General features: G+C 64.1%; 25 protein-coding genes. 14 read left to right on the plus strand and 11 right to left on the minus strand.

The features are described from left to right. Positions 1-3 precede the first annotated feature (3 nt). From AC4ELH_RS22185 to AC4ELH_RS22215, 7 genes are all read left to right on the plus strand, one after another. Entirely contained in the window at positions 4-1,518 is a 1,515-nt protein-coding gene (locus tag AC4ELH_RS22185) for a class I adenylate-forming enzyme family protein (protein ID WP_498886692.1), read from the plus strand. Continuing rightward, on the plus strand, positions 1,515-2,663 hold the full coding sequence (locus tag AC4ELH_RS22190) for an acyl-CoA dehydrogenase family protein (protein WP_498886694.1): 1,149 nt from the start codon (positions 1,515-1,517) through the stop codon (positions 2,661-2,663). The genes AC4ELH_RS22185 and AC4ELH_RS22190 overlap by 4 nt, the downstream gene beginning before the upstream one ends. Before the next feature lie 127 nt (positions 2,664-2,790). Beyond that, the gene (locus AC4ELH_RS22195) at positions 2,791-3,942 is read left to right on the plus strand and encodes an amidohydrolase family protein (RefSeq protein WP_498886696.1); all 1,152 of its coding nucleotides are present in this window, start codon (positions 2,791-2,793) and stop codon (positions 3,940-3,942) included. Beyond that, a complete protein-coding gene (locus AC4ELH_RS22200) occupies positions 3,939-4,178 on the plus strand; it encodes a hypothetical protein (protein WP_498886698.1) in 240 nt (79 codons plus the stop codon). Before AC4ELH_RS22195 ends, AC4ELH_RS22200 begins: the two co-directional genes overlap by 4 nt. A 30-nt stretch (positions 4,179-4,208) precedes the next feature. Further along, complete coding sequence (locus AC4ELH_RS22205) at positions 4,209-5,366, plus strand: acyl-CoA dehydrogenase family protein (RefSeq protein WP_498886700.1); 1,158 nt, start codon at positions 4,209-4,211, stop codon at positions 5,364-5,366. A gap of 76 nt (positions 5,367-5,442) precedes the next feature. Further along, complete coding sequence (locus AC4ELH_RS22210) at positions 5,443-6,573, plus strand: acetyl-CoA hydrolase/transferase C-terminal domain-containing protein (RefSeq protein ID WP_498886894.1); 1,131 nt, start codon at positions 5,443-5,445, stop codon at positions 6,571-6,573. Between the two features lie 15 nt (positions 6,574-6,588). Then, positions 6,589-7,500 carry an SDR family NAD(P)-dependent oxidoreductase gene (locus AC4ELH_RS22215; RefSeq protein ID WP_498886702.1) on the plus strand — a complete coding sequence of 304 codons (912 nt, stop codon included), beginning with the start codon at positions 6,589-6,591 and terminating at the stop codon, positions 7,498-7,500. On the opposite strand, the gene AC4ELH_RS22220 is transcribed toward AC4ELH_RS22215, so the two are convergent. After that, complete coding sequence (locus tag AC4ELH_RS22220) at positions 7,492-7,674, minus strand: DUF7156 family protein (protein WP_498886703.1); 183 nt, start codon at positions 7,672-7,674, stop codon at positions 7,492-7,494. The genes AC4ELH_RS22215 and AC4ELH_RS22220 overlap by 9 nt on opposite strands. 14 nt (positions 7,675-7,688) lie before the next feature. Next, positions 7,689-8,606, minus strand: coding sequence for a spirocyclase AveC family protein (locus tag AC4ELH_RS22225; protein WP_498886705.1), 918 nt, complete (start codon positions 8,604-8,606; stop codon positions 7,689-7,691). Positions 8,607-8,662: 56 nt separating this feature from the next. On the opposite strand from AC4ELH_RS22225, the gene AC4ELH_RS22230 reads away from it, so the two are divergent. Then, positions 8,663-9,193 (plus strand): MarR family winged helix-turn-helix transcriptional regulator, encoded by a 531-nt coding sequence (locus tag AC4ELH_RS22230; RefSeq protein ID WP_498886707.1) that lies wholly within the window; start codon positions 8,663-8,665, stop codon positions 9,191-9,193. A 23-nt stretch (positions 9,194-9,216) separates the two neighbouring features. Here AC4ELH_RS22230 and AC4ELH_RS22235 read toward each other — a convergent pair whose 3' ends face one another. The 3 genes from AC4ELH_RS22235 to AC4ELH_RS22245 form a co-directional block, all read right to left on the minus strand. Beyond that, on the minus strand, positions 9,217-10,215 hold the full coding sequence (locus tag AC4ELH_RS22235) for an NAD-dependent epimerase/dehydratase family protein (protein WP_498886709.1): 999 nt from the start codon (positions 10,213-10,215) through the stop codon (positions 9,217-9,219). Between the two features lie 110 nt (positions 10,216-10,325). Then, positions 10,326-10,535, minus strand: coding sequence for a ferredoxin (locus AC4ELH_RS22240; protein ID WP_498886712.1), 210 nt, complete (start codon positions 10,533-10,535; stop codon positions 10,326-10,328). Further along, positions 10,535-11,767, minus strand: coding sequence for a cytochrome P450 (locus tag AC4ELH_RS22245; protein WP_498886714.1), 1,233 nt, complete (start codon positions 11,765-11,767; stop codon positions 10,535-10,537). The genes AC4ELH_RS22240 and AC4ELH_RS22245 overlap by 1 nt, the downstream gene beginning before the upstream one ends. 158 nt (positions 11,768-11,925) lie before the next feature. On the opposite strand from AC4ELH_RS22245, the gene AC4ELH_RS22250 reads away from it, so the two are divergent. After that, positions 11,926-12,555, plus strand: a complete 630-nt coding sequence (locus tag AC4ELH_RS22250; RefSeq protein ID WP_498886716.1) for a TetR/AcrR family transcriptional regulator — start codon at positions 11,926-11,928, stop codon at positions 12,553-12,555. Positions 12,556-13,096: 541 nt separating this feature from the next. Here the strand turns inward: AC4ELH_RS22250 and AC4ELH_RS22255 are convergent. From AC4ELH_RS22255 to AC4ELH_RS22280, 6 genes are all read right to left on the minus strand, one after another. Beyond that, complete coding sequence (locus AC4ELH_RS22255; protein ID WP_498886717.1) at positions 13,097-13,909, minus strand: SDR family NAD(P)-dependent oxidoreductase; 813 nt, start codon at positions 13,907-13,909, stop codon at positions 13,097-13,099. Positions 13,910-13,914: 5 nt separating this feature from the next. After that, positions 13,915-14,655, minus strand: coding sequence for an alpha/beta fold hydrolase (locus AC4ELH_RS22260; RefSeq protein WP_498886719.1), 741 nt, complete (start codon positions 14,653-14,655; stop codon positions 13,915-13,917). Positions 14,656-14,659: 4 nt separating this feature from the next. Continuing rightward, positions 14,660-15,481: a mycofactocin-coupled SDR family oxidoreductase gene (locus AC4ELH_RS22265; protein WP_498886721.1), complete on the minus strand. Its 822-nt coding sequence runs from the start codon at positions 15,479-15,481 to the stop codon at positions 14,660-14,662. Positions 15,482-15,517: 36 nt separating this feature from the next. Beyond that, complete coding sequence (locus tag AC4ELH_RS22270; RefSeq protein WP_498886723.1) at positions 15,518-16,462, minus strand: VOC family protein; 945 nt, start codon at positions 16,460-16,462, stop codon at positions 15,518-15,520. A 2-nt stretch (positions 16,463-16,464) separates the two neighbouring features. Continuing rightward, positions 16,465-17,676 (minus strand): CaiB/BaiF CoA transferase family protein, encoded by a 1,212-nt coding sequence (locus AC4ELH_RS22275; RefSeq protein WP_498886724.1) that lies wholly within the window; start codon positions 17,674-17,676, stop codon positions 16,465-16,467. A gap of 111 nt (positions 17,677-17,787) precedes the next feature. Next, a complete protein-coding gene (locus tag AC4ELH_RS22280; protein WP_498886726.1) occupies positions 17,788-19,284 on the minus strand; it encodes an aldehyde dehydrogenase family protein in 1,497 nt (498 codons plus the stop codon). Between the two features lie 113 nt (positions 19,285-19,397). On the opposite strand from AC4ELH_RS22280, the gene AC4ELH_RS22285 reads away from it, so the two are divergent. The 5 genes from AC4ELH_RS22285 to AC4ELH_RS22305 all read left to right on the plus strand — a co-directional run bounded on the left by AC4ELH_RS22285 (position 19,398) and on the right by AC4ELH_RS22305 (position 24,480). Further along, positions 19,398-20,627: an acyl-CoA dehydrogenase family protein gene (locus AC4ELH_RS22285; protein WP_498886727.1), complete on the plus strand. Its 1,230-nt coding sequence runs from the start codon at positions 19,398-19,400 to the stop codon at positions 20,625-20,627. A 31-nt stretch (positions 20,628-20,658) separates the two neighbouring features. Next, positions 20,659-21,639 (plus strand): acyl-CoA dehydrogenase family protein, encoded by a 981-nt coding sequence (locus AC4ELH_RS22290; protein ID WP_498886729.1) that lies wholly within the window; start codon positions 20,659-20,661, stop codon positions 21,637-21,639. 23 nt (positions 21,640-21,662) lie between these two features. After that, a complete protein-coding gene (locus AC4ELH_RS22295; protein ID WP_498886731.1) occupies positions 21,663-22,805 on the plus strand; it encodes an acyl-CoA dehydrogenase family protein in 1,143 nt (380 codons plus the stop codon). Between the two features lie 116 nt (positions 22,806-22,921). Continuing rightward, positions 22,922-23,662 (plus strand): FadR/GntR family transcriptional regulator, encoded by a 741-nt coding sequence (locus tag AC4ELH_RS22300; RefSeq protein ID WP_498886733.1) that lies wholly within the window; start codon positions 22,922-22,924, stop codon positions 23,660-23,662. After that, a complete protein-coding gene (locus AC4ELH_RS22305; protein ID WP_498886735.1) occupies positions 23,659-24,480 on the plus strand; it encodes a PaaI family thioesterase in 822 nt (273 codons plus the stop codon). Before AC4ELH_RS22300 ends, AC4ELH_RS22305 begins: the two co-directional genes overlap by 4 nt. The last annotated feature ends 42 nt before the right edge of the window (positions 24,481-24,522 follow it).

The following is a 24,522-nucleotide window of genomic DNA, read 5'->3' on the forward strand; positions in this document are numbered from 1 at the left end:
TCCATGAATTCGCCAGTAACACAATCGACTACACCAGCCACCGTCGCCGGTCTGCTAGATGCGTGTGCGGCCGCCCGACCGGACCGGCCGCTGCTGCACGACACCGACGGCATCACGTTGACCGTGTCACAGGTCGCCTCGATGTCGGCGGCGGCCACGCGATGGCTCCGGGACGCCGGTGTGCAGCCCGGCATGACCGTGGCCTGGCAGCTGCCCTCGAACGTCGTGGCGGCGGTAGTGATGCTGGCGCTGTCCCGCATGCCCGTCACCCAGGCCCCGGTGCTGCATCTCTACCGCCAGCGCGAGGTGTGCACAGCGCTCGACGTCGCCCAGGCGGATATCCTTCTGGTCGACAAGTCGACAGGTGACAACGCGCCCGCGGACATCCCCACCGTCGTCATACCCGACGACATCCTCGGACACCTGCAGACCACACCCGGACTGCGGCCTGAATTGGACGGCCTGCGCGCCGCAACAGACCCGCGCTGGGTGTATTTCACGTCGGGCACCACCGGCCGCCCCAAGGGCGTCAAACACACTGACGCCACCCTACTCAGCGCCTCCCGCGGATTCGTCACCCATCTCGGGATGGGCAGTCATCCGAACGAAGTAGGAAGCATCGCCTTCCCCATCGCGCACGTGGGCGGAATGGTCTACCTCGCAGCCGCGCTGCTCGGTGACCTACCGGTGCTGCTGGTCCCGAAGGTCACCGTCGAGAGCCTGCCCCGCCAGCTTGCCGAACACCGCGTCACGTTGGCCGGCGCCAGCACCGCCTTGTACCAGATGCTCGTTGCGGCCCAAATGAGCGCACCGACATCCGGACTGTTGATGCCGTCGCTGCGCATGCTGATAGGCGGGGGCGCCGCCTGCCCACCCGAAGTGCACTGGCAGGTGCGCCAGCACCTGCGCATTCCCGTGGTACACGCGTATGGCATGACCGAAGCTCCGATGGTCTGCGTCAGCGAGGCGACCGACACTGACGAACAACTCGCCAACAGCGCGGGGCGGCCGATCCCCGGATCGCAGGTCCGGATCGCGCCGACCGGCGAGATCGAGGTGCACGGCGGCAACCTGACACCCGGATACACCGACTCCGAACAGTGGGACCTGGCCATCACCGCAGACGCATGGTTCCGCACCGGCGACCGCGGATACCTGCGTCCCGATGGTCGCGTCGTGGTCACCGGTCGTACCAAGGATCTCATCATCCGCAAAGGCGAGAACATCGCGCCCGACGAGATCGAGAACGAGTTGCTTGCTCACCCGCTTGTCGATGAAATCGCGGTGGTAGGCCAGCCCGACGAATTGCGCGGCGAGTTGGTGTGTGCGGTCGTGCGCCGCTCGCCTCGGCACCGCGACGTCACCCTCGAGGAGCTGTGCCGGTTCCTCGACGAGCGCGGACTGATGAAGCAGAAATGGCCGGAGCGGCTCGTCATCGTTGACGAGTTACCGCTGACCGGGTTGGGCAAAGTGGCCAAATCCGAACTGGCCCAGCAGATCACAGGAGGAACCCGATGACCGCGTTAGCGGACGACGAACGTCACGAACTCGCGCAGTCGGTACGCGCTGCCTGCGAGCGGATGGCGTCCGAAGAGCGGGTGCGCGCCGTCGCCTACGGCGAAGCCGACGACGGCGGGGACGGGTACGACCCGGCCCTCTGGGACGCACTGTGCAATCAGGTCGGGGTGGCCGCCATCGCGCTACCCGAACACCTCGGTGGCGCCGGCTACGGCACGTCGGCGCTGGGTGTGGTCGCCCACGAACTCGGCCGCGCGCTGGCGCCGGTGCCATTTATCAGTTCAACCGTGCTGGCAACAGGACTGCTGCTCGACCTGAGTGAGGGCGACCCCGACGCCGACAAGCGGCTTGCCGGGCTCGCCGAGGGCCGGCGCACCGCCGCGGCCGCGCTCACCGGTGACGGCGGGCTGTGGCGCCGAAATGCAGTGACGCTCAGCGCGACTCCTAGCGGTGCGGAATGGCACGTCGACGGCACCGTACGTCATGTGCTCGGCGGCGCCATCGCCGACGATCTCGTGGTGGTAGCCAATGCCGAAGACGGTGAACCCGCGGTGTTCATCCTCGACCCCGGAGACGACGCCGTCGTAGTCGAACCCGAAGCCGTGCTCGACGGCACCAGGCCGATGGCCACCATCACGTTCAGCACGGCCCGTGCGGTTCGCCTGTCCGGCGCAGAACCGGTCGACGATGTCATCGAACGCAATGTCAACGTGGCGATGGCGGTGCTGTCTGCCGAACAGGTCGGCGCATGCGAACGTGTGCTCGAGAGCGCGACCGCCTATGCGCGCACTCGGGAGCAGTTCGGCCGCCCGATCGGAAGTTTCCAGGCGATCAAACACAAGTGCGCCGACATGCTCGTCGATTTGGAGTGGGCGCGGTCGGCATCGGAGGCGGCGCTGCAGGCGCTCGACGGCACGGACAGCGGCGCCGGTGAAGCGGCTTGGCGGGCCAGCATGGCCAAAGCGGTGTGCTCTGAGGCACTGCGCAATGCAGTGCATGCCAACGTCCAGATTCACGGCGGCATCGGCTTCACTTGGGAGGATTCAGCGCATCTCTACCTCCGGCGGGCCCGGACCGACGAGGTGCTGTTCGGCTCACCCGCCCAGCACTGGGACCGCTTGGCCACACTGATCAAGCTGGTCTGACCTCGCAATACACCCCCGTCAGGATTCGCTTGCCCGCCCAACCACTGGTGACTAGACTCAGGGCTAAATAACTAAATGTTTTTCTCTTTAAGCCCGTCCGGCCCGCGTTGCATCGAGGAGGTCACCCGTGCCATTGCAACCATGGATGGAATTGATTTCCGTCGACGATCACCTGATCGAACACCCGAAGGTGTGGAGCGACCGGCTACCCAGCAAGTACCTCGAGGCGGGTCCCAAGATCATCGAATGGGAGCGGCCCGACACCGGCCAGATGTGCCAGGTCTGGGAGTACGAAGGCCGGATCTACCCCTACATCGGTCTCAACGCGGTCGCGGGCAAGAAACCCGAGGAGTACGGCATCGAGCCGGTGCGATACGACGACATGATCCCCGGCTGTTACGACCCGAAGGCACGCGTGGCCGACATGGACATCGACGGCGTGCAGGCGATGACCTGCTTCCCGTCGTTCCCGCGGTTCGCAGGGGCGGTGTTCGCTGAAGGTGACGACAAGGAACTGGCCAAGCTGTGTTCGGCTGCGTGGAACGACTTCCACCTCGACGAGTGGGCGGCTACCGCGCCGGATCGCTTCATCCCTGTCGCGATGTTGCCATTCTGGGATGTCGAGGCGAGCGTCAAAGAGATCCATCGCGTTGCCGCCAAAGGCGCCAAATGCGTGACATTCCCCGACCTGCCCGATCGGCTCGGGCTGCCGTCAGTGCACTCCGACCACTGGGATCCGCTGCTGTCGGCCTTGGAGGACACCGACCTCGTGTTGGCGCAGCATTTCGGCTCCGGGGGGTTCCCGCCCCCGATCGCGCCGGACGCTCCGTTCGCCGTGTTCATCACGCTGATGGGCACCATGTCTATGACTGCGATGACGGACTGGCTGTTCTCCAACACCCTGTACCGCCACCCCAAATTGAAGATCGGCCTGTCCGAGGGCGGCATCGGCTGGATCCCCTACATCCTGGAGCGCTGCGACAGCGTGTGGCGTAAGCACCGTTTCTACAACAACATCAACCAGGACCACCCGCCGAGCTACCTGTTCAAGAAGCACATCCACGGCTGCTTCATCGAGGATGACTTCGGAGTGGAGACGCGGCACATGATCGGCATCGACAAGATCACCTGGGAGTGCGATTACCCGCACTCGGACTCATTCTGGCCGCAGAGCCGGGAGCGCGCCGCGCAGGCCCTGGAAAAGGTCCCCGACGACGAGGTGCACCGCATAGTCGAATTGAATGCCCGTGAGTTCTACAACTTTCCGCGGGCCGCATGACGGGCGACGACGCGGAACGGATCGAGCAACTCCCTCGGTCTGACTGGACCGATCAGGATCTCCTCACCAAGGACGAGGCACGGGAGCGCCTCGTCGAGGAGATCGCTCGCACCCGGGTCCGGCTCGACGAAGTCAGGCTAGACGGCAACGCTGCCGAGATCGCCCTGCTGGAACGCCGGCTCCACGCCATGGAATCAATCAACAACGAGTACAACGACTATCTGGCCGGGAAGTGATTTTCACCCGGCCGAGACCAAGGAGTAACTGTGTCGGCTTCTGCTGACGTCGTCGAGGACATCGACGCCGTGCGCGCCGAAATCCGCGAATTTCTGGACAACGCACCGAAGCCGGTGGGCCTGCGGAATTACGGGCCCACGCCCACTGCCGACGACGTCGAGGCGGGCCGGCAGTGGCACCGCTATCTCGCCGATCACGGCTATGCGTGTCTGCACTGGCCGCACGAGTTCGGCGGTGCTGCAGCGTCTGTCGCGTACCAGGCTGTCTTTGCCGAAGAATGCGCCCGCGCAGGTGTGCCACGTCAACTGAACATCACCGGCGCTGATCTGGTCGGCCCGGTGTTGATCAAGTTCGGCAGCCAAGGCCAGAAGGACCGCTATCTCGACGGGATCCGATTCGGCGACGACGTCTGGACGCAGCTGTTCTCCGAACCGGGAGCGGGGTCGGATCTGGCCAGCGTGCGCACCCGGGCCGAGCGCACCGAGAATGGCTGGCGGATCGACGGTCAGAAAGTATGGAGTTCGGCGGCCGCGTCGGCCGACTACGGTCTCCTGCTCGCGCGCACGAGTCCGGACAAACATCGCGGTCTGTCGATGTTCGTTGTGCCGATGGATATTCCAGGGGTCACGGTTCGCCCCCTGACCCAGATGGACGGCGAAAGCAAATTCAATGAGGTCTTTCTGGACGGTGCTGAACTGCGCGACGACGCGCTGATCGGTGAGGTCGGCCAGGGCTGGGCGGTGGCGATGGTCACGCTGGGTCGCGAGCGGCTGACGCTGGGCACGCAGGCGGTAGCCATGTTCCAGCTGCACGAACGGATGCTCGACGCTGCCCGTGACCGCAACCTCCTCGACCCGGTGCTGTCGCGATCATTGACCCGGTTGTGGGCCCGGATGTGGCTGCTGCGCTTCACCTGGCAACGTGCCATTGACTCGGGCGACCTCACATCGCCGGCTTTCTCGGTGCTCAAGCTGATGACCTCGGAGACCGATCGGGACCTGGGTGACATGGCCACGGAAGTATTGGGCACCGATGCGTGCACCGATCCGACGGGCCCGAGTGATGCTGCCGATCTGGTCCACCACATGCTGGTCGGCCGGGCGCAGACGATTCTTGGTGGTACCAGCGAGATTCAGCGCAATATCCTTGGCGAGCGGGTGCTGGGGCTCCCCAAGGAACCGCGATGAGCAGAGTGCTCAGTTGAACGCAGGTTTGACCGCAGCCTCCCTCGGGGGCGCACTGCTCGAAGCGCTGCGTCCGGGGATGACGCTGGCCCTTGGCGACGGTGTCGGCGCACTGAGTTGCCTCGACGACGGGACTTCGGTCGGAGCTGTGCTGAGCGCCGTGGCCCGCGACGTGGAGTCGGTACGACTCGTGCTGGGTTGGCTGCCCACCGAGGTGGACGGCCTCGACGCCGACGCATTTGCCGAGGTGGTCGCGCTGATGCCGGGCTGGGGTGTGCGCGACGTACTGCGCAGTCCGTCGGCACGGTTCCTGCCGACCCGACTGGCTGCGATTCCTGCGCTGTTGACCGACGTACTGCGCCCCGACGTTTTGCTCACCCGCTTCGTGCAACGTGACGATGGCCTGCAATTCGGCACCGAGGTGTCCTGGCAGCGCACGGTGATCCACGCCGGTGCAAGGACATTCGGAATCATCGACACGACCGCTCCCGCGGCCGACGCCGAACCCGCGTTCGATCCATCCACGGTGGAGGTGATCGGCACGGTCGATGGCGGACTGGCCCGGCTACCGGAGCGGCGGCCCGAACCGATCCACCAGACCCTGGCCGACGCGGTGCTGCGGTTCGTTCCCGAGGGCGCCCGGTTGCAGTACGGGCCGGGCCAACTCGGTACCGCACTGCTCCAGCGGGCTCAGGCGCCGCTGCAGATCGACACCGGTCTGCTCACCGACGCCGTCGTCGACCTCGACCGTCGCGGCCTGCTGGCCGGCATCCCGTCGGCGACATACCTGCTGGGCAGCGACGTACTCTACGACTGGGCCGACGGCCGTCCGATCCTGCGCGGGATCGACCACACGCACGACGTCACCCGACTGGCGCGCGGCGCGCCGCTGATCGCGGTGAACACCGCCATCGAGATCGACCCATTCGGGCAGATCAACGTCGAAGGCGTGGGTGACAAGGTGTTCGGCGGAATCGGTGGGCATCCCGACTACTGTGCGGCTGCCCGAATGAGTTGCGGCGGATTGTCAATCATCGCCGTGCCCACCAGAGTGAACGGGCGCTCACCACTCGTCGCGCAACTCAGCCGGCCCGCGTCTACGCCGGCCCACGATGTCGATCTGATTGTCACCGAGTCCGGCCACGTCGATCTGCGCGCGGCGGACTGGACGCAAAGACGACAGCTGATCACCGAATTATTCTCAAAATAAGGGAGTTAACGAGCAATGCCTGAAAGTCCGTTGGACGGCAAAGTTGTCCTGGTGACCGGGGGCGGGCGCGGCATCGGCCGCGGCCACTGCCTGGAGCTGGCCCGCCAGGGAGCCGCGGTCGTGGTGAACGACCCCGGCGTCGGCCGGGACGGTTCCAGCGCCGACGGCTCGGGCCCGGCAGCTGATGTCGTGGCCGAGATCGAGGCGGCCGGAGGCAAAGCCGTCGCGCACACGGGTTCGGTATCGGCATGGGATGACGTCGCCGACATGATCTCCACCGCCGTCGAGACTTTCGGCACCCTGACGGGTGTGGTGAACAACGCAGGCATCCTGCGAGACTCGATGGTCGCCGTCAGCAGCGAGGCCGACTGGGACGCGGTCATCGCCGTACACCTGAAGGGTACCTTCGCCGTCACCAGGCACGCCTGCGAGTACTGGCGCACCCAGTCCAAGGCGGGCAACGTGATTGACGCACACATCGTCAACACCGTCTCCGGAGCCGGTCTGTGGGGCAACGTCGGGCAGAGCGCCTACGGTGCCGCCAAGGCCGCAATCGCCAATCTGACTGTCGTCACCGCGATGGAAGCACGGCGGTACGGCGTTGCGGTGAACGCGATTTCACCCCTGGCCGCTTCCCGAATGACGGCTGACGTGTTCGCCGATCGCGCGAACGATCCCGCGCTCGATCCGGCGCGCAGTTCGGCCGTGGTGGCGTGGCTGCAGTCCGATCAGTCGTCCTGGCTGACCGGACAAATCCTGCGTATCGACGGCGGCAAGCTCACCCGTATCGAAGGCTTCAGCGAAGCGGCTGGCGCCTACTACGCCAAAGATGGTGTTTCGCTCGACTTCTCGGAGATCGGGCAGGCGGTCAGCTGGCTCTACGGCACGTCTCCGCGGGGACTGGCGGGTCCGTTGCCGTCAAACTGAGACGACGATGCCCTGTGTCAGCGCCACGACGATGCCGAGGATCACCAGATAGGCCACGCAGCCCGCGACGAGCTTGACGGTCTCGTCCCAGAGTGCGGTGTTGCTCTGCGGTGGTAGGAAGAACTCGGCAGGCATGTCCTTCATGGCGGTGCGCTTGCGCGGTTCGTTATTCATGTCGTCCTCTCAGGTCACGGAATGTAGGGACTGCCGGAGCCGGTGGCCCACCGCATGGTGAGCAGCGGCAGGACGAGGAACACAAAGAATGACACCTGGAAGCCGATGAACCATGCCCCGAGCCGCATCAGTTCGAATCGCCAACGGGCAATTGTCACTTCGTAATTGAGGAAACTGTCGAACTCCTGCTGTTTTGTCATCGGCGTCACGGCAACCACTGCGACACCACCCTGTGGCGTGGGGCCACCGTTCGCCGGCACCCCCGATGCCGACTTCGGCCTGGTGAACCGATCGAGGCGGCAGAACCGCTCAAGGTGGTTCAGCCCGCGTATCGGCGGCTTACCCGCCCAGTAGGCGATCAGGTTCGGCCAGGTACACATGATGCCGATCGTCCACACCAGCGTGATCCGGCCGCCGTTGTCCCACTCCAAAACCGGGCCGATACCGGGGTCGTAGGTCCACCAACCCATGGCGGTAGCGGTGCCCTCGACGACGAAATCCCAGACATAGTTGACCGGAATAGCAAGCACCAGCATCGATTTCAGCATGCTCCAGCCAAACTTCGATGACACCCACTGGCTCAGCCACAGCACCAACAGCGCATGCATGCCCCAGTAGACCGCATAGGCGAACGGCATGAACAGTGGGTCGTTGGGGGTCTTCAGGGGCAACCACTCGAGGAGATGGTGCTCGGCGAATGCCGGGCTGTAGAACAACTGCTGCCCCCAGTCGCCGATGGTTTCCATCCAGTACACGGCGATGCTGTTGAACAGAAACAGAAAACCCCAGGTGAACCGCCGTCTGCGGACGACGTCGGCGCTCGCCAGCACGATGAAGATGCTGCCCACGATCGGGATCACCCAGTTGAACACCCAAACCCCGCTCGGATCCAGCGTGGCGGGCGGCACCAACTCTTCCGAGGCGAAATACACAGTGTCCGCTCCTAGTTCACGATATGGTGAAGTAAGCTTCACTATATTCGGCTGTAATGTCAACCACACCACAACGACTGCTGGAAAGAGGTTGCGAACTGAGCAGGAAACGGACCCGTGCCGCGGCACGAACAGACCGCAAGCTCGAACAGTTTCAGACGAATTCACTGCAGCGGCATGCCATCGAATTCGGGGAGTGGATGATGCGCGCCAGCCTCGAGCGCGCTCAGTCGCTCGGTCATACCGACCTGCGGCCCGCGCATGCGCGGTTGATGGTCTTCCTCGGATGGGAGGGCAGTCGCATCTCCGACATCGCCCGCGCCCAGGATGTCTCAAAGAACGCCATCGGGCAGCTCGTCGACGAACTCGTGGAGCTGGGTTACGTCGAGCGTGTCGCCGACTCTCGTGACCGGCGCGCAAAGATCGTGCGCTACACCCAGAAAGGGGTCGACATGATGGCCGACGCCGCCGCGGTCGGCGAGCGGCTCGATGCCGAGATCACAGACATCATCGGTGACCGTCGCCTCGGGCAGCTGCGGTCGGCCCTAGCCGACATCTGCCAGAGTCTCAAGCTCGGACCGGCCTGACCGGCTCGCGGCCACAGGAAGGTCTAGGCCGACGCTCGGCCGCGGTAGAACTCCACCGCTTTGCGGATCGAGTGGTGGATAGGTTCGGGGTTCCATCCCAGTTCCCGCTCGGCTTTGCCGTGATCCATCGGCGACATGATGTGCATCAGCCGCACGCTCAACGTCGAGAGCAACATGTCGCGGCGAAGCACGGCTGCAGCCATATCTCCGCCGAATCCCAAGCCGTACATCGCCTTGAGCGGGATCCCGAACCTCGGTCGCTTGGCTCCGGCGGCGTCCGCGGCGGTTTCATACAATTCGCGGGCGGTGATGAAGCGTTCGGAGATGATGTAGCGCTCCCCCACGCGGCCTTTGTCTGCGGCGAGGATCAGCGCGCGAGCAGCGTCTTCGATGCCGACGACTTCCATCGCCATGTCCTTGACGTAGACGGGCATTTTTCCCGCAGCCGCTGCGGCAACCAAGGATCCATGCGGGGTCGGCTGCCAGTCGCCGGGGCCGTAGGTGTTGGACACGCACAGTGCAACCGCAGGCAGATCACGCTCGCGCGCATAGGCAAGGACCAGGTTCTCGGCCTCAACGCGGGAGCGGATGTAGCCTCCGCCCCGATCGAGCCAGTTGAACGGGTCGTCCTCGGTGACGGGTCCACCGTTCTCGGATAGCGCGATGGTGCCGATCGTGCTGGTGAACACGAAGCGGCGCAGCTCGGCGTCGGCCGCGACCTCGAGAACCTGACGCAGCCCTTCGACGTTGGTCCGAAACAGAACGGAGGGGTCGCGCAGCCATGCCCGCGCGTCCACGACGCAGTAGTACACATCGTCACAGCCGTCCATGGCCTCGCGCACGGCGTCGGCATCGAATATGTCTCCGTACCTGCGATCCACGTCGAGGTCATCGATGGCCTTCGTGGAGCTGGTGCGGCGGAGCAGGACACGTACCGACTCCCCGCGCTCGACCAATTGTCGTGCGACGTGCGATCCCAAGAATCCGCTGGCTCCGATTACCAGCTTCGCGCGACCCGCCACGCCCACTCTCCTTCGTCAGTCCACTGCGATAGCGACGATCAGCATTGAGCCGATCCGGTAGTGCGGAATGCCGCCGGCTCCGGTGATACCGACGGCATCACCCGAGGGTTTCAGGCCTCCGCAGGATCGTCGATGACCGTCAGCGCCTGCTCGGGACATGCATCGGCGCCCTCAATCGCGCTGGCACGTAGTGATTCATCGATGCGCTCTGCGGGCGGAAGACAATAGCCATTGTCGTCGAGCTCGTAGACAAGGGGCGCTACCGCGTTGCACAGGGCATGTCCAACGCAGTGCGGTGCGTCAAAACCGATACGTGTCATCAGAACGCGCCCTCGCCGATCGGGGTCTTGACCGCACCAGGGGTGAACCGGATCGGTAGTTGACGCAGCGCATGGACTTCGCCGGCGTCCTCGAAACGTACCGGAGTCCCGTTCAGCTCGAAGTCGGGCAGCCGCTCAAGGATCTCGGCGATCATCTCCTGGAACATCACCCGCGCAAGGTGCGAGCCGAGGCAGCGATGCTGACCGATGCCAAAAGACATGTGCTTCTTCGCGTTCGGCCTGTTGAAATCGATCTTGTCGGGATCTTCGAACACTGCAGGGTCGTGGTTGGCAGCTGCCCACATCAGGATGGCTCGGTCGCCGGCCTTGAGCTCCTGGCCGTGGAACTCTGTATCGCGGGAGACGGTCCGCGCCAATCCCAGCGTCGGGGTGGAATGCCGCAAGAACTCTTCGGTCGCCGGCTTGAGAATCTCCGGGTCGTCCAGAAGAGCGCGGCGCAGTTCCGGACGCTCGATCATCGTCAAGAGCGAATTGCCCGTGAGACCACTGGTTGTGTCCATACCGCCGAGCATCATCAGCACCGTGTACATCGTGATCTGCATGTCGTCGAGCGGCGTGTCGTCGATATGGCCCGTCAGGATCGCCGCGAACAGGTCGTCACCGACCTCATCGGCCTCGCGCCGCTCGCTCATGTGCTTGTGGATCTCGGTGAAGAGTTCCATGGTCGCGGCAGCGGCCTTCTCTTCGTCGTGCGTTCGATCGTGAACGAACGCATGTACCCAGCTCACCCACTGCAGATACTTCGATTCGTCGAAGCCGAGCATGTGCAGCATCAGCTTGGCCGGCAACGGGTTGGTGAGTTCGGCGACGATATCGCATTCGCCGCGCTCGATGAACTCGTTGACCATCTCGGTGGCCATCTGCCGGGCGCGGGGCCGCAGCCGCTCGGCAGTGCCTGGTGAGAACTGCTTGATCGTCACTTGGCGCAGCTTCTGGGTCAGCGGTGGATCCGACTCGATCGGCAGGATCGGGAACGGCGCTCCGCTGGCCGGTACACCCACCGACGGATAGGAGTTGAACAGGTCGTCGTCGCGGGCTGCCTCGAACACCGATTGGTAATCGACCAGGGACCAGAAGCCGCCATGTTGATCGGAATGACTAACCGGACAACTGGAACGCATCTGCTCGAAAGCTTCGTATGGAGCTTCGCGAAACGCTGGGCAGTGATGGTCGAAACCCGCGCCGAGTTGCACGGCGTGCTCGATGGTCACTCAAAGTCCTCTCTTCGGATCCGCTCAGGCAAAAGGTTCACTTGTGCCCGACGCAACACTGTTCGCTGGGATGTAGTCTACGCAACAGACTAGGCCTCAATGTAGTTTGAATCAACGCCGACTGGTCCGGACAGCGACGAGTTGATGGGATGTCGGGTATGACCATGCATAGTGGTGCGGGCCGAGCGGCCCGCTGGGGCGCGGATCTGCCCACCGACGAGGAGCAGGCACGCGAGCGGCTGCTGCAAGCAGCCGAGATCTGCTATGCGAAATACGGGCCCAGCCGCACCAAGATGACGCATATTGCCCAGGAAGCCGGCGTGCACCGCACCACCGTTTACAGCTATTTCCCCAATCGTGACGCAGTGCTCGCCGCGTGCTTTGTGCGGGCCGTGGCAGGTGTCGTCACGGCAGCCGAGCCGCACTTCGACTCGGACGAACCGTTTTCCGAGCGGTTGGTCCAAGCCGTGCTGGTGGGACTGAACGTGGCGCGCAGCTCCCCCGCCATGAAGTTGCTCATCGCCGGCGACGAACTAGCCGAGACTCATCGCGCCGCAGAAGCCTCCGAGATCTGGCGCAGTGACGTGCGCGCACGCCTCGCTCAACGTTTCGCCGACGCGGCCGCCGCCGGCGAAGTGCGCAGCGATGTCCCGCCAGAAACCCTGGCGCACTGGGTGACCCGCATCTGCTTCAGCCTCATAGCTGATCCAGGCAAGCCGGAGTATGGCGGCGACGAAGGGTTGCTTCGCACGTTTCTTCCCGGCGCTTTGGCCCCACCGTCGAGATGACCAGCCGCGCTGCAGGGCGGCCTAGCAGGGATCGCCATTTGGCTAACGCGACGCCCGTGCTGGTGAAGGGCCACGACGGTAGCGGGCAGTAATGGACAGATACCTGCGCTGCAGGCGCGGGGGCGATGGCTGACCACACGAAGTGCTCCGGATCTGTTTGACGAGCGCACGAAGCGACGGTTCGGCGTCATGGCCAACGTATCCCTCCAGCCATGCCGCACACCTTGCGATGACGTCACCAGGTATTGGCAACCCTTTTCGCACTGCAGTCGCCATCAGAAACCGGATAGATGAGAGCGTTTCACCGCTACCGAGATTGACGTAGAGCTTGGCCCGCTCGGCGCGGCCGAGCTTGGGTCCGACGAGCTCGGCCAGTTCCCACGCCACCGAATCGACTCTCTCCATGTCTCGCTCGTCAATCTCCAATTCATGTCAGCAGCGCCCGCCGCGGTGCGCTACGGCGCTGAATCGCACCCGCTGCCAATCTATAAACTATATACCGCTTTCTCAAATGGGTCTTCTCACAACCTCTTCGCATGCATCATCGCGTCATCAGCGCGGTCCGCTCCCAGAGGCGTTCCCCGAGCACCGCGTCCTCGGCTAACCGGTTGGCTTTCACCGGTTTCCGCTTTCCGTAATGCCGGCCAGGAGACCAGTCGGCCCCCGGTCTCGAACCGGCCAACCACACCAGAGTATCGGCCCCTCGTTCGGGCGACAGTAAGAATCGACTCGCAACAGAGTGGTACACAAGCCGCATCAGGAGCGTTGAGTCGGCTCCGAAGTTCGACGCTACCGGGCCCGGTTCGAAGGACGCGGCAGCAACGCCGGCATCGGCGTATCTACGGTGAAGTTCCTTGGTGAACAAGATATTCGCCAACTTGGCCGCCGAATAGGTACCGATGGCCGAATACTTTCGCTCTCCATCCAAGTCGTCCAGCTGGATCCGGCCACGGCGATTGACGCTGCTCGATGTGGCGATCACAGTTGCTTTGCTGGCGATGAGGCGCGGCAGAATCGTCTCGGTGAGGAGGAACGGCGCAAGGTGATTGACTTGAAACGTCATTTCATGGCCGTCGGCCGTGGTGCGACGGGGTCCCATGACGCCACCGGCGTTGTTGCACAACACGTCGATAACCGGATACTGCTCCAGTAACTCGGCGGCCAGACGACGAACGTCGTCAAGTCGGGCGAAATCGCCGAGATGATACTGACACCCAAGCTCGTCAGCGATGGCCTTCGTCTTATCGGGCGAGCGCCCCACCACGACGATCGTGTGCCCCGCTTCGCCGAGGGCTCGCGCCGCCGCACGCCCGATCCCGTCGCTGGCGCCGGTGATGATGATTGTCTTTGCCATTGGACCTACTTCGGTGGCGATGCTACGGCTTGGCGACGCAGGAGAATCGACGCAAGCGCGGCCGGTTCGGAAATCATTGCGTTGTGGCACGTGTCGAGTTCGACGACCTCGTCCACGCCGCCGAGGTTGTCGATGAAGCGGCGTTGATCTTTGATCGACAGCACATGATCGCGGAGGGTGAGGATCCAGGTGCGAGGAACGTCCGTAGGCATCCGCGATCGATCTACCGGCTCGTGAACGATACTGAGCGACTCCGGAACCAAGATGCTCAGCGAGTGATCACGCTGCTTTTCGGTCATACCGTTACAGAACATCCAGCGCGCCATCCACACGGGCAGCCGGTCGATGTTCATCCGAGCGAAGAAGCGCACCGGTGCTATCAAAGTGCTGACGACATTCTTGCCGTCGGGCGGTACGTTGCACGCCAGCAGGACGATTCGGCGAACGCGACGGGTCCCGAGGCGTGCCGCTACCTCCGGAATGACGATGCCCGCCAGCGAGTGACCGACCAGGATCACTTCGTCCAAGCCCTCCTGGTCAATCTGGCCGACGACGGCTTCGACGCAATCGGCGATCGTCAAACTCCTCACGTCTGCTGGTATGCCCTGCCTTCCAGGAAGATTCACCGTCAGGAACCGCATTTGCGGTGAACGGCGTCGCATTTCCTCGATGGTGAGGTCCCAGCATCGCCCGTCGAACTTGCCGCCGTGGATGAAGACGAATGCGGGATCGAGTGACGAGTTCATTGCTCTACAACGCGGTGAAGCCGGCATCCACCGGCAGAGTGGCTCCGGTGACATACCGCGCTTTGTCGCTGGCCAGCCAAACCACCACGTTGGTGACGTCCTGGGCCTCGATGAACAGAACCGGGAGCAGATTGGTCGCGAGTTTCGGCGCCGACGGATTGTCCTGAAACACCCGGGCCATGTGCTCGTTGAGCACCATGGGCGTGGCCACCCCGGTGGGATGCACCGTGTTGACCCGAATGTTGTGCTCGGCGTATGCATGTGCGGCCGACCGCATCAGACCGACGACACCATGCTTGGACGAGGCGTAGCCGAATGCCGCCGCCGACCCGTCGCCGCCGCGGCCGACCAGGCCTTGCGTCGAACTCGTCAAGATGACGGAACCGCCCCGGCCTTTACGGATCATTGACGGCACCGCGGCCACAATCGTGTTCCAGGTGCCAAAAAGGTTGGTTTCGACGATGTCCCGATAAACCTGCTCATCGTTTGGATCGGTCCGGCCGGTCGCAACCACACCGGCATTGGCCACCACGACGTCGATGTCGCCGAGCTCAGCGATCCCTGACTGCACGCAAGCCTGTAGCTCGGCAAGGTGACGTACGTCGGCTACATAGGTTGCGACACGTCGGCCGGTGCCTCGAACCAGTCGCGCGGTCTCGTCGAGATCCTCTTTGGTTCCTAACGGGTATGGAATCGAGTCGATGTCGGCCGCGAGGTCGATCGCGATGATGTCGGCGCCTTCATCAGCCAATGCCACGGCGTGACTGCGCCCTTGGCCGCGCGCCGCGCCGGTAACCAACGCGACCTTGCCTGTCAGCTGTTCCATACATCGATCCCTCTTCATTGCGCTCGACGGCGTGGGCTAGCGGCTGAAGTGGGCCAGCGGTCGCTCGACGAACTCGAAAACAACGCCGTCAGGCGAACGTAGGAACGCGATGTGCAGTCCCTCGATCTTGGTCCCCGGCAGCGGGCACCACACCGGATCACCCATGCGCTCAACCGAATCGGGAACCGCCGCCAGCGCGTCATGCACATTTTCCACCCGCAGCGCGCAGCGGTACAACCCCTGAAGGTTACCGCCCCACGGCACGGGCGTCGGGGTGGTGGCCGGGTGCTGCACCACGACCAACGTGAACTGATCAGCGTCCTCGGCCAGCGCATAACGGGCCACTACGCATTCTGTTTCGCCCGCTCCGTCGGGGGCCAACTGAGCATCCGCCACCGACACCGTCTTCGGCGCATCCACCTCCTCGAACCCGATGGCGGTCAGGAACTCACCCGTGGCTGCCGCGTCGATCGCCGCGATCCGGATACCGTTGAAGAACCCACCTTTGGACGCATCGGCGCCGGCAGGCAGCTCGGTCAATTCGATCACCACGCCGTCGGGATCGTAGGCAAGCATTGACTTCCCGCCACCGAGCAGCCCCGCCACCGGGTCACCGACCGTCAGCCCCGCACCGCGCAGGGTCGACGCCGCGCCATCGAGGTCTGCAACGGCAAGCTGCGCGGCGCGAATCCCCGGCCGTCCCGGATCGGCGTTCGGATCTTGATTCAGCGCCGGCGAGTAGTACTCGATGGTCTCCAACGCACAGCCTCCGCGACCGCCGCGCGCATCGTAGAGAAACGAGGTGGCACAGAACGTTTCACCGTCCAGACCCAGAATCGTCCCATCAGTAGCGACCTTGGGATCGGTCCGCATCCGCGCCCGCAAGCCGAGCACGTCGCTGTACACCCGTTCAGTCGCGTCCAGCGATGCGCAGTTGAGGTTGACGTGCAGGAATCTCCGGGCCAGCACTTCGGAAGCCACTGCTACAGCACCACCGAGTTGATCTTGAAGTCGATGATCTCTTCCTCGCTGAAGCCGAGTTCGGCGAGCAACGCGTCGGTGTGCTCACCGTGTCCCGGCGCACCGTTCAGATTCAACGGCACCTCGTCGAACTGCACCGGGCTGGCCGCCAATGCGAACTCGTTGTTGTTCGCGTCCGTTGCGCGGGGTAGGTAGCCGTTGGCGATCACTTGCGGGTCATCGTGGACTTCCCGTGCGGTGCGCATGACGTCCCACACACCATCGAACCCGGAAAACGCCTTCTCCCAGTGGGACAGATCCTCGGATTCGAAGCTGCGCCGCAGCTCGATGATGCACTCCTTGCGATTGCCGAATCGCACTGCAGCACTGGCGAACCGTTCGTCGCCGATCAGGTCGGGCCTGCCCAGCCGGGTGCAGAAGTCCGACCAGAATCGGTCCGCCTGTAACAGCACGAAGGCGATGAACCGATTGTCGCGGGTCTTGTAAATGCTGGCGATCGGGTTGGGCATCTCATCCAGGTTGAACTTCGGAATGTCCTGGCCGGTAACACCGGCCCCCACGATGTCCGGGCCGAGCTGCCAGATCGCGGCGTTCAGTAGCGATACGTCGACGACCGACGGTTCGCCGGTGCGCTCCCGCTTCACCAGTGCCGCCGCGATGCCGCCCGCAATCGCGAGACCGCCGTAGGAGTCGCCGAACGCCGGCCGCTGTATCGGTGGGTAGGACCCGGCGCCGTCGGAATACGCATCGCCGATTCCGCCGCGTGCCCAGTAGGCCGCGAGATCGAAGCCGCCCTGCGAAGCCTGGTCGCCCTTGGTCCCGTAACCATGCCCGCGGGCGTAGATGATCTTCGGGTTGCGTGCCCGGACCTGGTCGACATCGATACCCATCCGCTGCCGTGAATCCGGCAGCAGATTCGTGACGAACACATCGGCGGTCTCGATCAACTTCATCAACAATTCCAGCCCCTCGGGTGTGGAAGTGTCCAGCCCGATGCTGCGCTTGCCTCGGTTGGGTTGTTCGATGAAGTGATTCACGCCCCCTGCGCCGGTGACAACCCCGGAGCTGATCAGTCCGCGCTGTGGATCGCCCGTCTCCGGGTGTTCGATCTTGATGACGTCGGCACCCCAGTCGGCGAGCACCGCACCGGCGGCAGGGACGAACGTCCACGCCGCCAGCTCGACGACCCTGATCCCGTTGAGAATGTCTGTCATTATTTCCTCGCTTACATCATGGCTGGTGGTCAGTGGGGCGGGTTACCGAAGTGGATGTGGCCGATTCCCTCGGGAACAGTCGCCGCTGCTGGTGGCCTACGGCAGTCTGAGTCAGTCCGTTGTGTAGGCAATGAGTTTGGTCTGCAGATGCTGCTCGAATCCCTCGACACCGTTCTGCCTGCCGATACCACTCATCTTGTAGCCACCGAACGGGGCGTCCGCACCGTAGAAGACTCCGCCGTTGACGTTCACTGATCCCGTGCGGATACGCCTGGCGACGGCCATCGCGCGCTCGTAGGGACCCAGTACCGTGCCCGCGAGCCCGTACATCGAATCGTTGGCCAACTCGACCGCGCCGTCGTCGCCTCCGTCATATGGCGTGATGGTCAGGACCGGGCCGAAGATCTCCTCCTGGAACACTCGATGATCCGGAGCGACATCAGCGAGAATCGTCGGCGCAACAAAGTATCCGCGATCCAGTCCGACAGGCTTACCGCCACCGACCGTCACCCGCGCACCCTGTTCCCTGCCAATACGGATGTAGTCCAGGACCCGGTCGCGTTGCTTGGCCGACACCAGCGGACCGCAGAAGTTCGCCGGATCACTCGGGTCGCCCACGGTGACCCCAGCGAATGCAGCGGTCGCCATTTCAACTGCCGCGTCATAGTGCTTGCGCGGCACCAACATCCGGGTAGTCAGAGCGCAGCCTTGGCCCGAGTGCATGAGGGCGCCGATACAGCCGGGAACCGTCGCGGCAAGTTCGACGTCGTCGAGAAGGAGGTACACCGATTTTCCGCCCAGCTCCATCAGGTTGCGCTTCATCGTCGAGGCGGTCAGCTGGCCGATGAGTTCCCCGACCGCGGTCGATCCGGTGAACGAGATCATGTCCACCCGTGGATCGGTCAGGAGCCGCTGGGCGACGCTGTTATAAGAGGTGGTCACGATGTTGACCACACCCGCAGGGATGTCGGTCTTTTCGGCGATGATCCGGCCCCAGCGCAGCGCGCTCCACGGCGTTTCGATGGGCGGTTTGAGGACCATGGTGTTGCCGGTGGCCAGGATCTGACCGACCTTGTTGGCGATGATCTCGACAGGGAAGTTCCACGGCGTGATGGCGGCAACGACGCCTATCGCCTCCTTGACCACGACGCGGTTGTACGGCACGCCCAGTTTGGCGTCCTGACCGAGCTGCCGCTCCCAGGTGAACTCCGAGATGTAATCCGCGGGCCAGCGGATTGCGTCGGCCAGCGGCCAGTCCAATTGGGCGATGTAGGTCATGCCGATCGGTGCGCCCGCCTCGGCGACCAACTCGGCGCGCATCTCTTCCTTTTCTTGCTGCAGCGCCTCGTGCAACTGGATCAGGCAGTGTTGGCGGAACTCCCGGTTGGTCGACCAGTCGGTGGTGTCGAACGCCCGCCGCGCAGCGGCGATCGCCTCATCCATATCCTCGGCGGAAGCGCAGGCTGCGACACCCAGCACCTCCTCGGTAGCGGGGTTGACGTTATCGGCGGTCCGACTGTTCGTCGCATCGCGCAAGTCCCCATCGATGAACAGCCGGGTCTCGGGGTTGAAGTTCACGGTGGCGGCGGCAATGGGTGAGGCCGTCATTGGCAGTCCCTCTCATGGAAGTGTCGACGTGAGCTAGTATAGCTCTTTATAGATAACTGTTTAGCGGATTCGGCCTCCCGGGTCGAGTCCCCGACCCGATGAAGGGGGATCCGTTGACCGCCCCTCCCGACAGCGCCGTGACCCGCCGTCACGACGAGTATGTCGCCCAAATCGCGGTGTATCGCCAGGAATTCCGGCAGTACCTGCATGAACTGGACGCGGCCGATCAATGGCGCTCGGCTGCGTTCACCAGCGCCGAGGACGGCCTGGCTCACGACGCCACGGTGATGGCGCGCCTGTATGCCGACGGCTGGAACCGATACGGCTGGCCGGAGTCCGCCGGCGGGCTGGGTGGCAACGAAATCCACCGTGCCGTCTACTACGAGGAACTCGGCTACGCGATGCTGCCGATCCCCGCGCAGCACTGGACGTTGGAAACACTCGGCCCCGCGCTGCTCGCGTTCGCCCCGCATCTGGCCGCCCAGTTCCTGCCTGGCTATCTCAGCGGCGCCGAATGGTGGGGCCAAAGCTTCTCCGAGCCGGAATCCGGGAGTGACCTGGCCACCCTGCGCACCCGCGCGATCGAGGACGGCGCCGGTGGATTCGTCATCAACGGCCAGAAAATCTGGACCAGCCAGGGCCCGACCGCGACACGACTGCTGGCGTTGGTGCGGACCGGCACGCCGGAGAGCCGACACCGCGGGCTGACCATGGTCATGGTCGACGCCGATGTGCCGGGGGTCACCATCCGTCCGATCGCGCTGGCCAGCGGACGCCGCGAATTGGCAGAGGTGTTCTTCGACGACGTGCGAGTGGACGGCGATCGCGTCGTCGGCGAGGTCGGGGGCGGCTGGGCCGTGGCGATGCACCTGATGCAGTACGAACGCGGAATGTACGGCTACGCCGTACTCAACAAGGTGCTCACCGAACTGAGCCGCCTGCGCGAAGAGATGGTCAACGCGGGTGCTACTGATGCGCAGCGCCAGCGCTTCGCCCGGGTGTACGTCGACGTAGCAGCCGCGCAAGCCCGTACCGCAACCACAGTGCGTCGGCTTGCCGCCGGTGAGGCCGTCGGAGCGGACAGCAGCATCGACAAGTTGTTGTTCGGTCGCGCCGAGAAGGAGGTCAACGACCTCATCTTGGAAATCACCCGCGCCCAGATGGTGGCCGGAGCCGCCCCGGCGACATCCGAATCGGCGACCGGCCACAGCGGCGCAGTTCTGGACACCGCGCGCGCCGAGTGGTGGTACTCGCGCGCGGCCACGGTGATGGGCGGGACTGCCGAGGTGCAGCGGGGCATCATCGCCGACCACCTCCTCGGACTCCCGAAGGAGAGGCGATGAGCGCTCGCGCGAAGATCAGAGGGACAGGCAAATGACCGACGAAACTTGGCCGATGATCGAGGAGGCGGTCTTCCGGCTCTTCGATGAACTGGCAGGCAAGGACTCGACCGAGCACGTAGCGATCGGGCCACGACTGGCCGAACTGGGCTGGTCGGAAATTGAGAGCGAATACCCGATCGAGGCCTGCGAACTGCTGTTCCGCGCGCAGGGCCGCTCGCTGGCGTTGACCGACTGCCTGGATCGAACCATGCTGGCCGAGCTGACCGCTCTGCTCGATGAGCCGGCCGACCGCGTCCTCCTGCCGGATCTGACACCCGGGTACCTCCCCGGCTCTGACGAACATCGGGTGTCGGGCATTCTGATCGGCCCACTCGAGGGCCGGGTGGTAGTCCCCGTGCCGGGACCAACTGGAGCGGTGTCGATCGGTGTCGTCGAAGCGACGCAGCTGCACGGCGAGCGCCTCGACACCTTCGATGCGTCGACATTCTGGACACGAGTCAGCGGTCCCCTCGAGGTCCCCCTGATCGACGCGCACACCCAGTGGAACCAGGCCCTCGCGGCGGCGCAGCGGGGGCTGGCCACCGAGCTGGTGGCGCTTGCTGAGCAAGCGCTGCGCATAGCGGTCGAACATGTCAGCGTGCGCGTGCAGTTCGGCGGACCGATCGGATCCTTCCAGTCACCCCGACACGCACTGGCCGACGCGTCTGCGGTGCTGGCCGGCGCGCGGGCACTCCTCGGCGAGTCATGGCGGTACGGCGGCCAGCTCTCTGCGGTGACCGCAAAAGCTGCCGCCGGGCGAGCGCATCGCGCGGTCAGCGACGTCGCATTGCAGGTTTGCGGCGCAATCGGTCTGACCGCCGAACACGACCTGCACCGCTACGTCAGCCGGGGATTCCAGGCGGACGCGCTGTGCGGTTCGCACGATCAGCTCGAGTCGTTCTTGGGTGGGCGGCTCTTCGAAACCTACGCTCCCGGCCGCGCATTGCCCGCGGTCGTGACGTGGGCAAACTGACCTGCCTAGTAGAGGGAAAGTACATGCGCCGCAATATCTTCGAGGAAGTCCACGATGACTTCCGGGCCACTGCACGGGAGTTCTTCGAGCGCGAATGTGTGCCAAATGTCGAGAAGTGGGAACGCGACGGCAAGGTCAGCCGTGAGGCATGGCTCGCCGCAGGCGAACATGGGTTGATCGGCTGGGAGTTCGACGAGAAATACGGTGGTCTGGGAATCAAGGACTACCGGTTCAACCAGATCATCTCCGAGGAGATGTTCGGTACCGGATCGGTCGGCATCGGCCTGGGCGTGCAGAACGACATCCTGATGCCGTACCTGAACAAGCTCACCACCGAAGAACAAAAAGAACGATGGCTGCCCAAATTCATCTCCGGCGAATACATCGGTTCCATCGCGATGTCGGAGCCCGCAGCCGGATCGGATCTGGCAGGTATCAAGACCACTGCCCGCGACGAGGGCGATCACTGGGTGGTCAATGGCCAGAAGACCTTTATCAGCAACGGGTTGCTGTCCAAGCTCGTGCTCACCGCCGTCAAGACCGACCCCTCAGCCCGACACAAAGGCATCAGCCTCCTGATGATCGAGGACGGGATGGAGGGGTTCACCCGAGGCCGCAAGCTCGACAAGATCGGCCAATACTCCGCGGACACCGCCGAGTTGTTCTTCGAAGACGTCAAGGTGCCCAAGGAGAACCTGGTCGGCGAGCTCAACCGGGGCTTCTATCACCTGGTCTCCAACCTGCCCAGCGAACGGGTCGGCGTGGCCTGTTATGCGCTGCCTGCGGCCCGCCGCGCTCTCGATCTGACCAAAGCCTATGCCTTGGAGCGCACCGCATTCGGCCAACCGATCGGCAAGTTCCAGGTCAATCGGCACTTTCTGGCAGAGATGCAGACCAAGCTCGACGCCGCCCAAACCTATCTGGACCAGTGCGTGCTTTCCGTCAACGACGGCACCCTGAGTGACCAGGACGCCGCCGGCCTGAAATGGTGGACCTCCGAGGTCCAATGGGAAATCATCGACCGCTGCCTGCAACTGTACGGCGGATACGGCTACATCAACGAGTACGAGGTGGCCAGGCTCTGGCGTGACTCACGGGTGCAGCGGCTGTACGCCGGCACCACCGAGATCATGAAGGATCTCATGGGCCGGGCGATGGGGTATTAACCGTGGCGATGATCTTGGTCACTGGTAGGCCGTGTATTCCCGGATCGATTCCAGCATTCGGCTAACCTGCAAAATAATTAACGAATTCGTGCACGGCACTAACGGTGGAGGTTGCAATGGAGGTCACCAGTCTTCGGGAGCCGAAGATGGCCGATCGGGTGGCCACGGTGCTGCGCCGGATGTTCATCCGCGGTGAGATCACCGAAGGCACCATGCTGCCCCCTGAATCCGAACTGATGGAACGCTTCGGTGTGTCGCGGCCGACCCTGCGCGAGGCGTTCCGCGTGCTCGAGTCGGAGTCGCTGATCCAGGTTCAGCGGGGGGTGCGGGGCGGCGCCCGGGTCACCCGTCCGCAGCGTGAGACGTTGGCTCGCTATGCGGGCCTGATCCTGGAATACGAGGGCGTTACGGTCAAGGATGTCTACGACGCCCGGGTGACGCTCGAAGTGCCGATGGTCGAGCAGCTGGCCAAGGATCGCGACCCCAAGGTGATCGCCGAACTCGAGCAGATCGTCGAACGCGAGTCGCAGTTGGAACCCGGCAGCGATGCCGTCGATCAGCTCACCGACTTCCATGCCGCGGTCGCGCGCCTGTCAGGCAACGCCACGTTGCAGATCGTCAGCGACATGCTGCATCACATCGTCGAGAAGGCCAACCGCTCGTTGCAGCCCACGAAGGGGACGCGCGCCGAACAGGCGGTCCGCCGGTCAGCCAAGACCCACCGAATGGTGCTCGACATGATCAAGGCGGGCGATGCGGAGAAGGCCGGCGAGCTCTGGAAGAAGCATCTGCAAAAGGCAGAGGAGTTCGTCCTCACCGGATCCGAATTGTCCACTGTCGTGGATCTTCTCGAATGACCGGCCTGCACGAGCGCATCTCCGACTACGATCTGGAAACACCGGATTCGATCCAGGTTCGATTCGGGATCGAATACCTGGAAGCCGATCGCGATGCGGCCACCGTCGTGTTCTCGATGCCGATGGACCGCTATCGTAACCCGATTACGGGCACACCAGCGGTCGGCCCGCTGGCTATTCTGGTCGATGCTGCGGCGGGCATGGTCAACCACTATCGTCGCCCCAACGGCCAGTGGACGGTGTCATCGGAACTTTCCCTGGAACTCAGCCTCGATGAAGCCGAAGTGCTCGACGGGCCGGTCATCGCCAGTGCCCGCACCCTAGGCCCGATAGGCGCGACGTCGCTGTCGATCTGCACCCTCACGTATCGGGGCGGCATCATCGGCGGCGGCACGGTGCGATCCTTTTTCGTCCCGGCTGACGGAGTTCTCAGCAGCCGGCCACCCCAGACGTTGCACCGATCGCCTGAGACCACGCTGGCAGAGCTGATGGCTCTTCAGGCCCGTCCGGCGGCCGATGTCCACGCATTGGCGCAGCTCCCAGATCCCAACCTGAACAACGACATCGGCATCGTGCACGGCGGTGTGGCGGCGGCCGGACTCGAACTCGTTGCCTCCGCGGCGATCAACGGTTCCCAGGGCGCACTGCGTACCGGCTCATTACGGGTGAACTTCCTGCGGCCCTTCATTGCCGGTGCCGATTCCCGCTACGTCGGCACCCCGTTGCGGGTGGGCCGCAATACCGGCGTCGGCGATGCCCAGGCGATCGGTGAAGACGGCAAGGTGGCGGTCACCGCACGAGTGACCGCCTACCGTTGACCTGCGATTTCGGGGCGCAGACGGATATCTGCGCCCCGAAGT

The sequence above is a fragment of the Mycobacterium shunyiense genome (assembly GCF_058270075.1).

What these genes read in the sequence shown, in the direction of transcription:
- AC4ELH_RS22185 (WP_498886692.1), top strand. Translation starts at nt 4, where the DNA reads ATGAATTCGCCAGTAACACAATCGACTACACCAGCCACCGTCGCCGGT.
- AC4ELH_RS22290 (WP_498886729.1), top strand. Translation starts at nt 20,659, where the DNA reads ATGACCGACGAAACTTGGCCGATGATCGAGGAGGCGGTCTTCCGGCTC.
- AC4ELH_RS22240 (WP_498886712.1), bottom strand. Translation starts at nt 10,535, where the DNA reads ATGACACGTATCGGTTTTGACGCACCGCACTGCGTTGGACATGCCCTG.
- AC4ELH_RS22215 (WP_498886702.1), top strand. Translation starts at nt 6,589, where the DNA reads ATGCCTGAAAGTCCGTTGGACGGCAAAGTTGTCCTGGTGACCGGGGGC.
- AC4ELH_RS22260 (WP_498886719.1), bottom strand. Translation starts at nt 14,655, where the DNA reads ATGAACTCGTCACTCGATCCCGCATTCGTCTTCATCCACGGCGGCAAG.
- AC4ELH_RS22190 (WP_498886694.1), top strand. Translation starts at nt 1,515, where the DNA reads ATGACCGCGTTAGCGGACGACGAACGTCACGAACTCGCGCAGTCGGTA.
- AC4ELH_RS22275 (WP_498886724.1), bottom strand. Translation starts at nt 17,676, where the DNA reads ATGACAGACATTCTCAACGGGATCAGGGTCGTCGAGCTGGCGGCGTGG.
- AC4ELH_RS22280 (WP_498886726.1), bottom strand. Translation starts at nt 19,284, where the DNA reads ATGACGGCCTCACCCATTGCCGCCGCCACCGTGAACTTCAACCCCGAG.
- AC4ELH_RS22265 (WP_498886721.1), bottom strand. Translation starts at nt 15,481, where the DNA reads ATGGAACAGCTGACAGGCAAGGTCGCGTTGGTTACCGGCGCGGCGCGC.
- AC4ELH_RS22230 (WP_498886707.1), top strand. Translation starts at nt 8,663, where the DNA reads ATGTCAACCACACCACAACGACTGCTGGAAAGAGGTTGCGAACTGAGC.
- AC4ELH_RS22305 (WP_498886735.1), top strand. Translation starts at nt 23,659, where the DNA reads ATGACCGGCCTGCACGAGCGCATCTCCGACTACGATCTGGAAACACCG.
- AC4ELH_RS22210 (WP_498886894.1), top strand. Translation starts at nt 5,443, where the DNA reads ATGACGCTGGCCCTTGGCGACGGTGTCGGCGCACTGAGTTGCCTCGAC.
- AC4ELH_RS22200 (WP_498886698.1), top strand. Translation starts at nt 3,939, where the DNA reads ATGACGGGCGACGACGCGGAACGGATCGAGCAACTCCCTCGGTCTGAC.
- AC4ELH_RS22250 (WP_498886716.1), top strand. Translation starts at nt 11,926, where the DNA reads ATGACCATGCATAGTGGTGCGGGCCGAGCGGCCCGCTGGGGCGCGGAT.
- AC4ELH_RS22220 (WP_498886703.1), bottom strand. Translation starts at nt 7,674, where the DNA reads ATGAATAACGAACCGCGCAAGCGCACCGCCATGAAGGACATGCCTGCC.
- AC4ELH_RS22300 (WP_498886733.1), top strand. Translation starts at nt 22,922, where the DNA reads ATGGAGGTCACCAGTCTTCGGGAGCCGAAGATGGCCGATCGGGTGGCC.
- AC4ELH_RS22255 (WP_498886717.1), bottom strand. Translation starts at nt 13,909, where the DNA reads ATGGCAAAGACAATCATCATCACCGGCGCCAGCGACGGGATCGGGCGT.
- AC4ELH_RS22295 (WP_498886731.1), top strand. Translation starts at nt 21,663, where the DNA reads ATGCGCCGCAATATCTTCGAGGAAGTCCACGATGACTTCCGGGCCACT.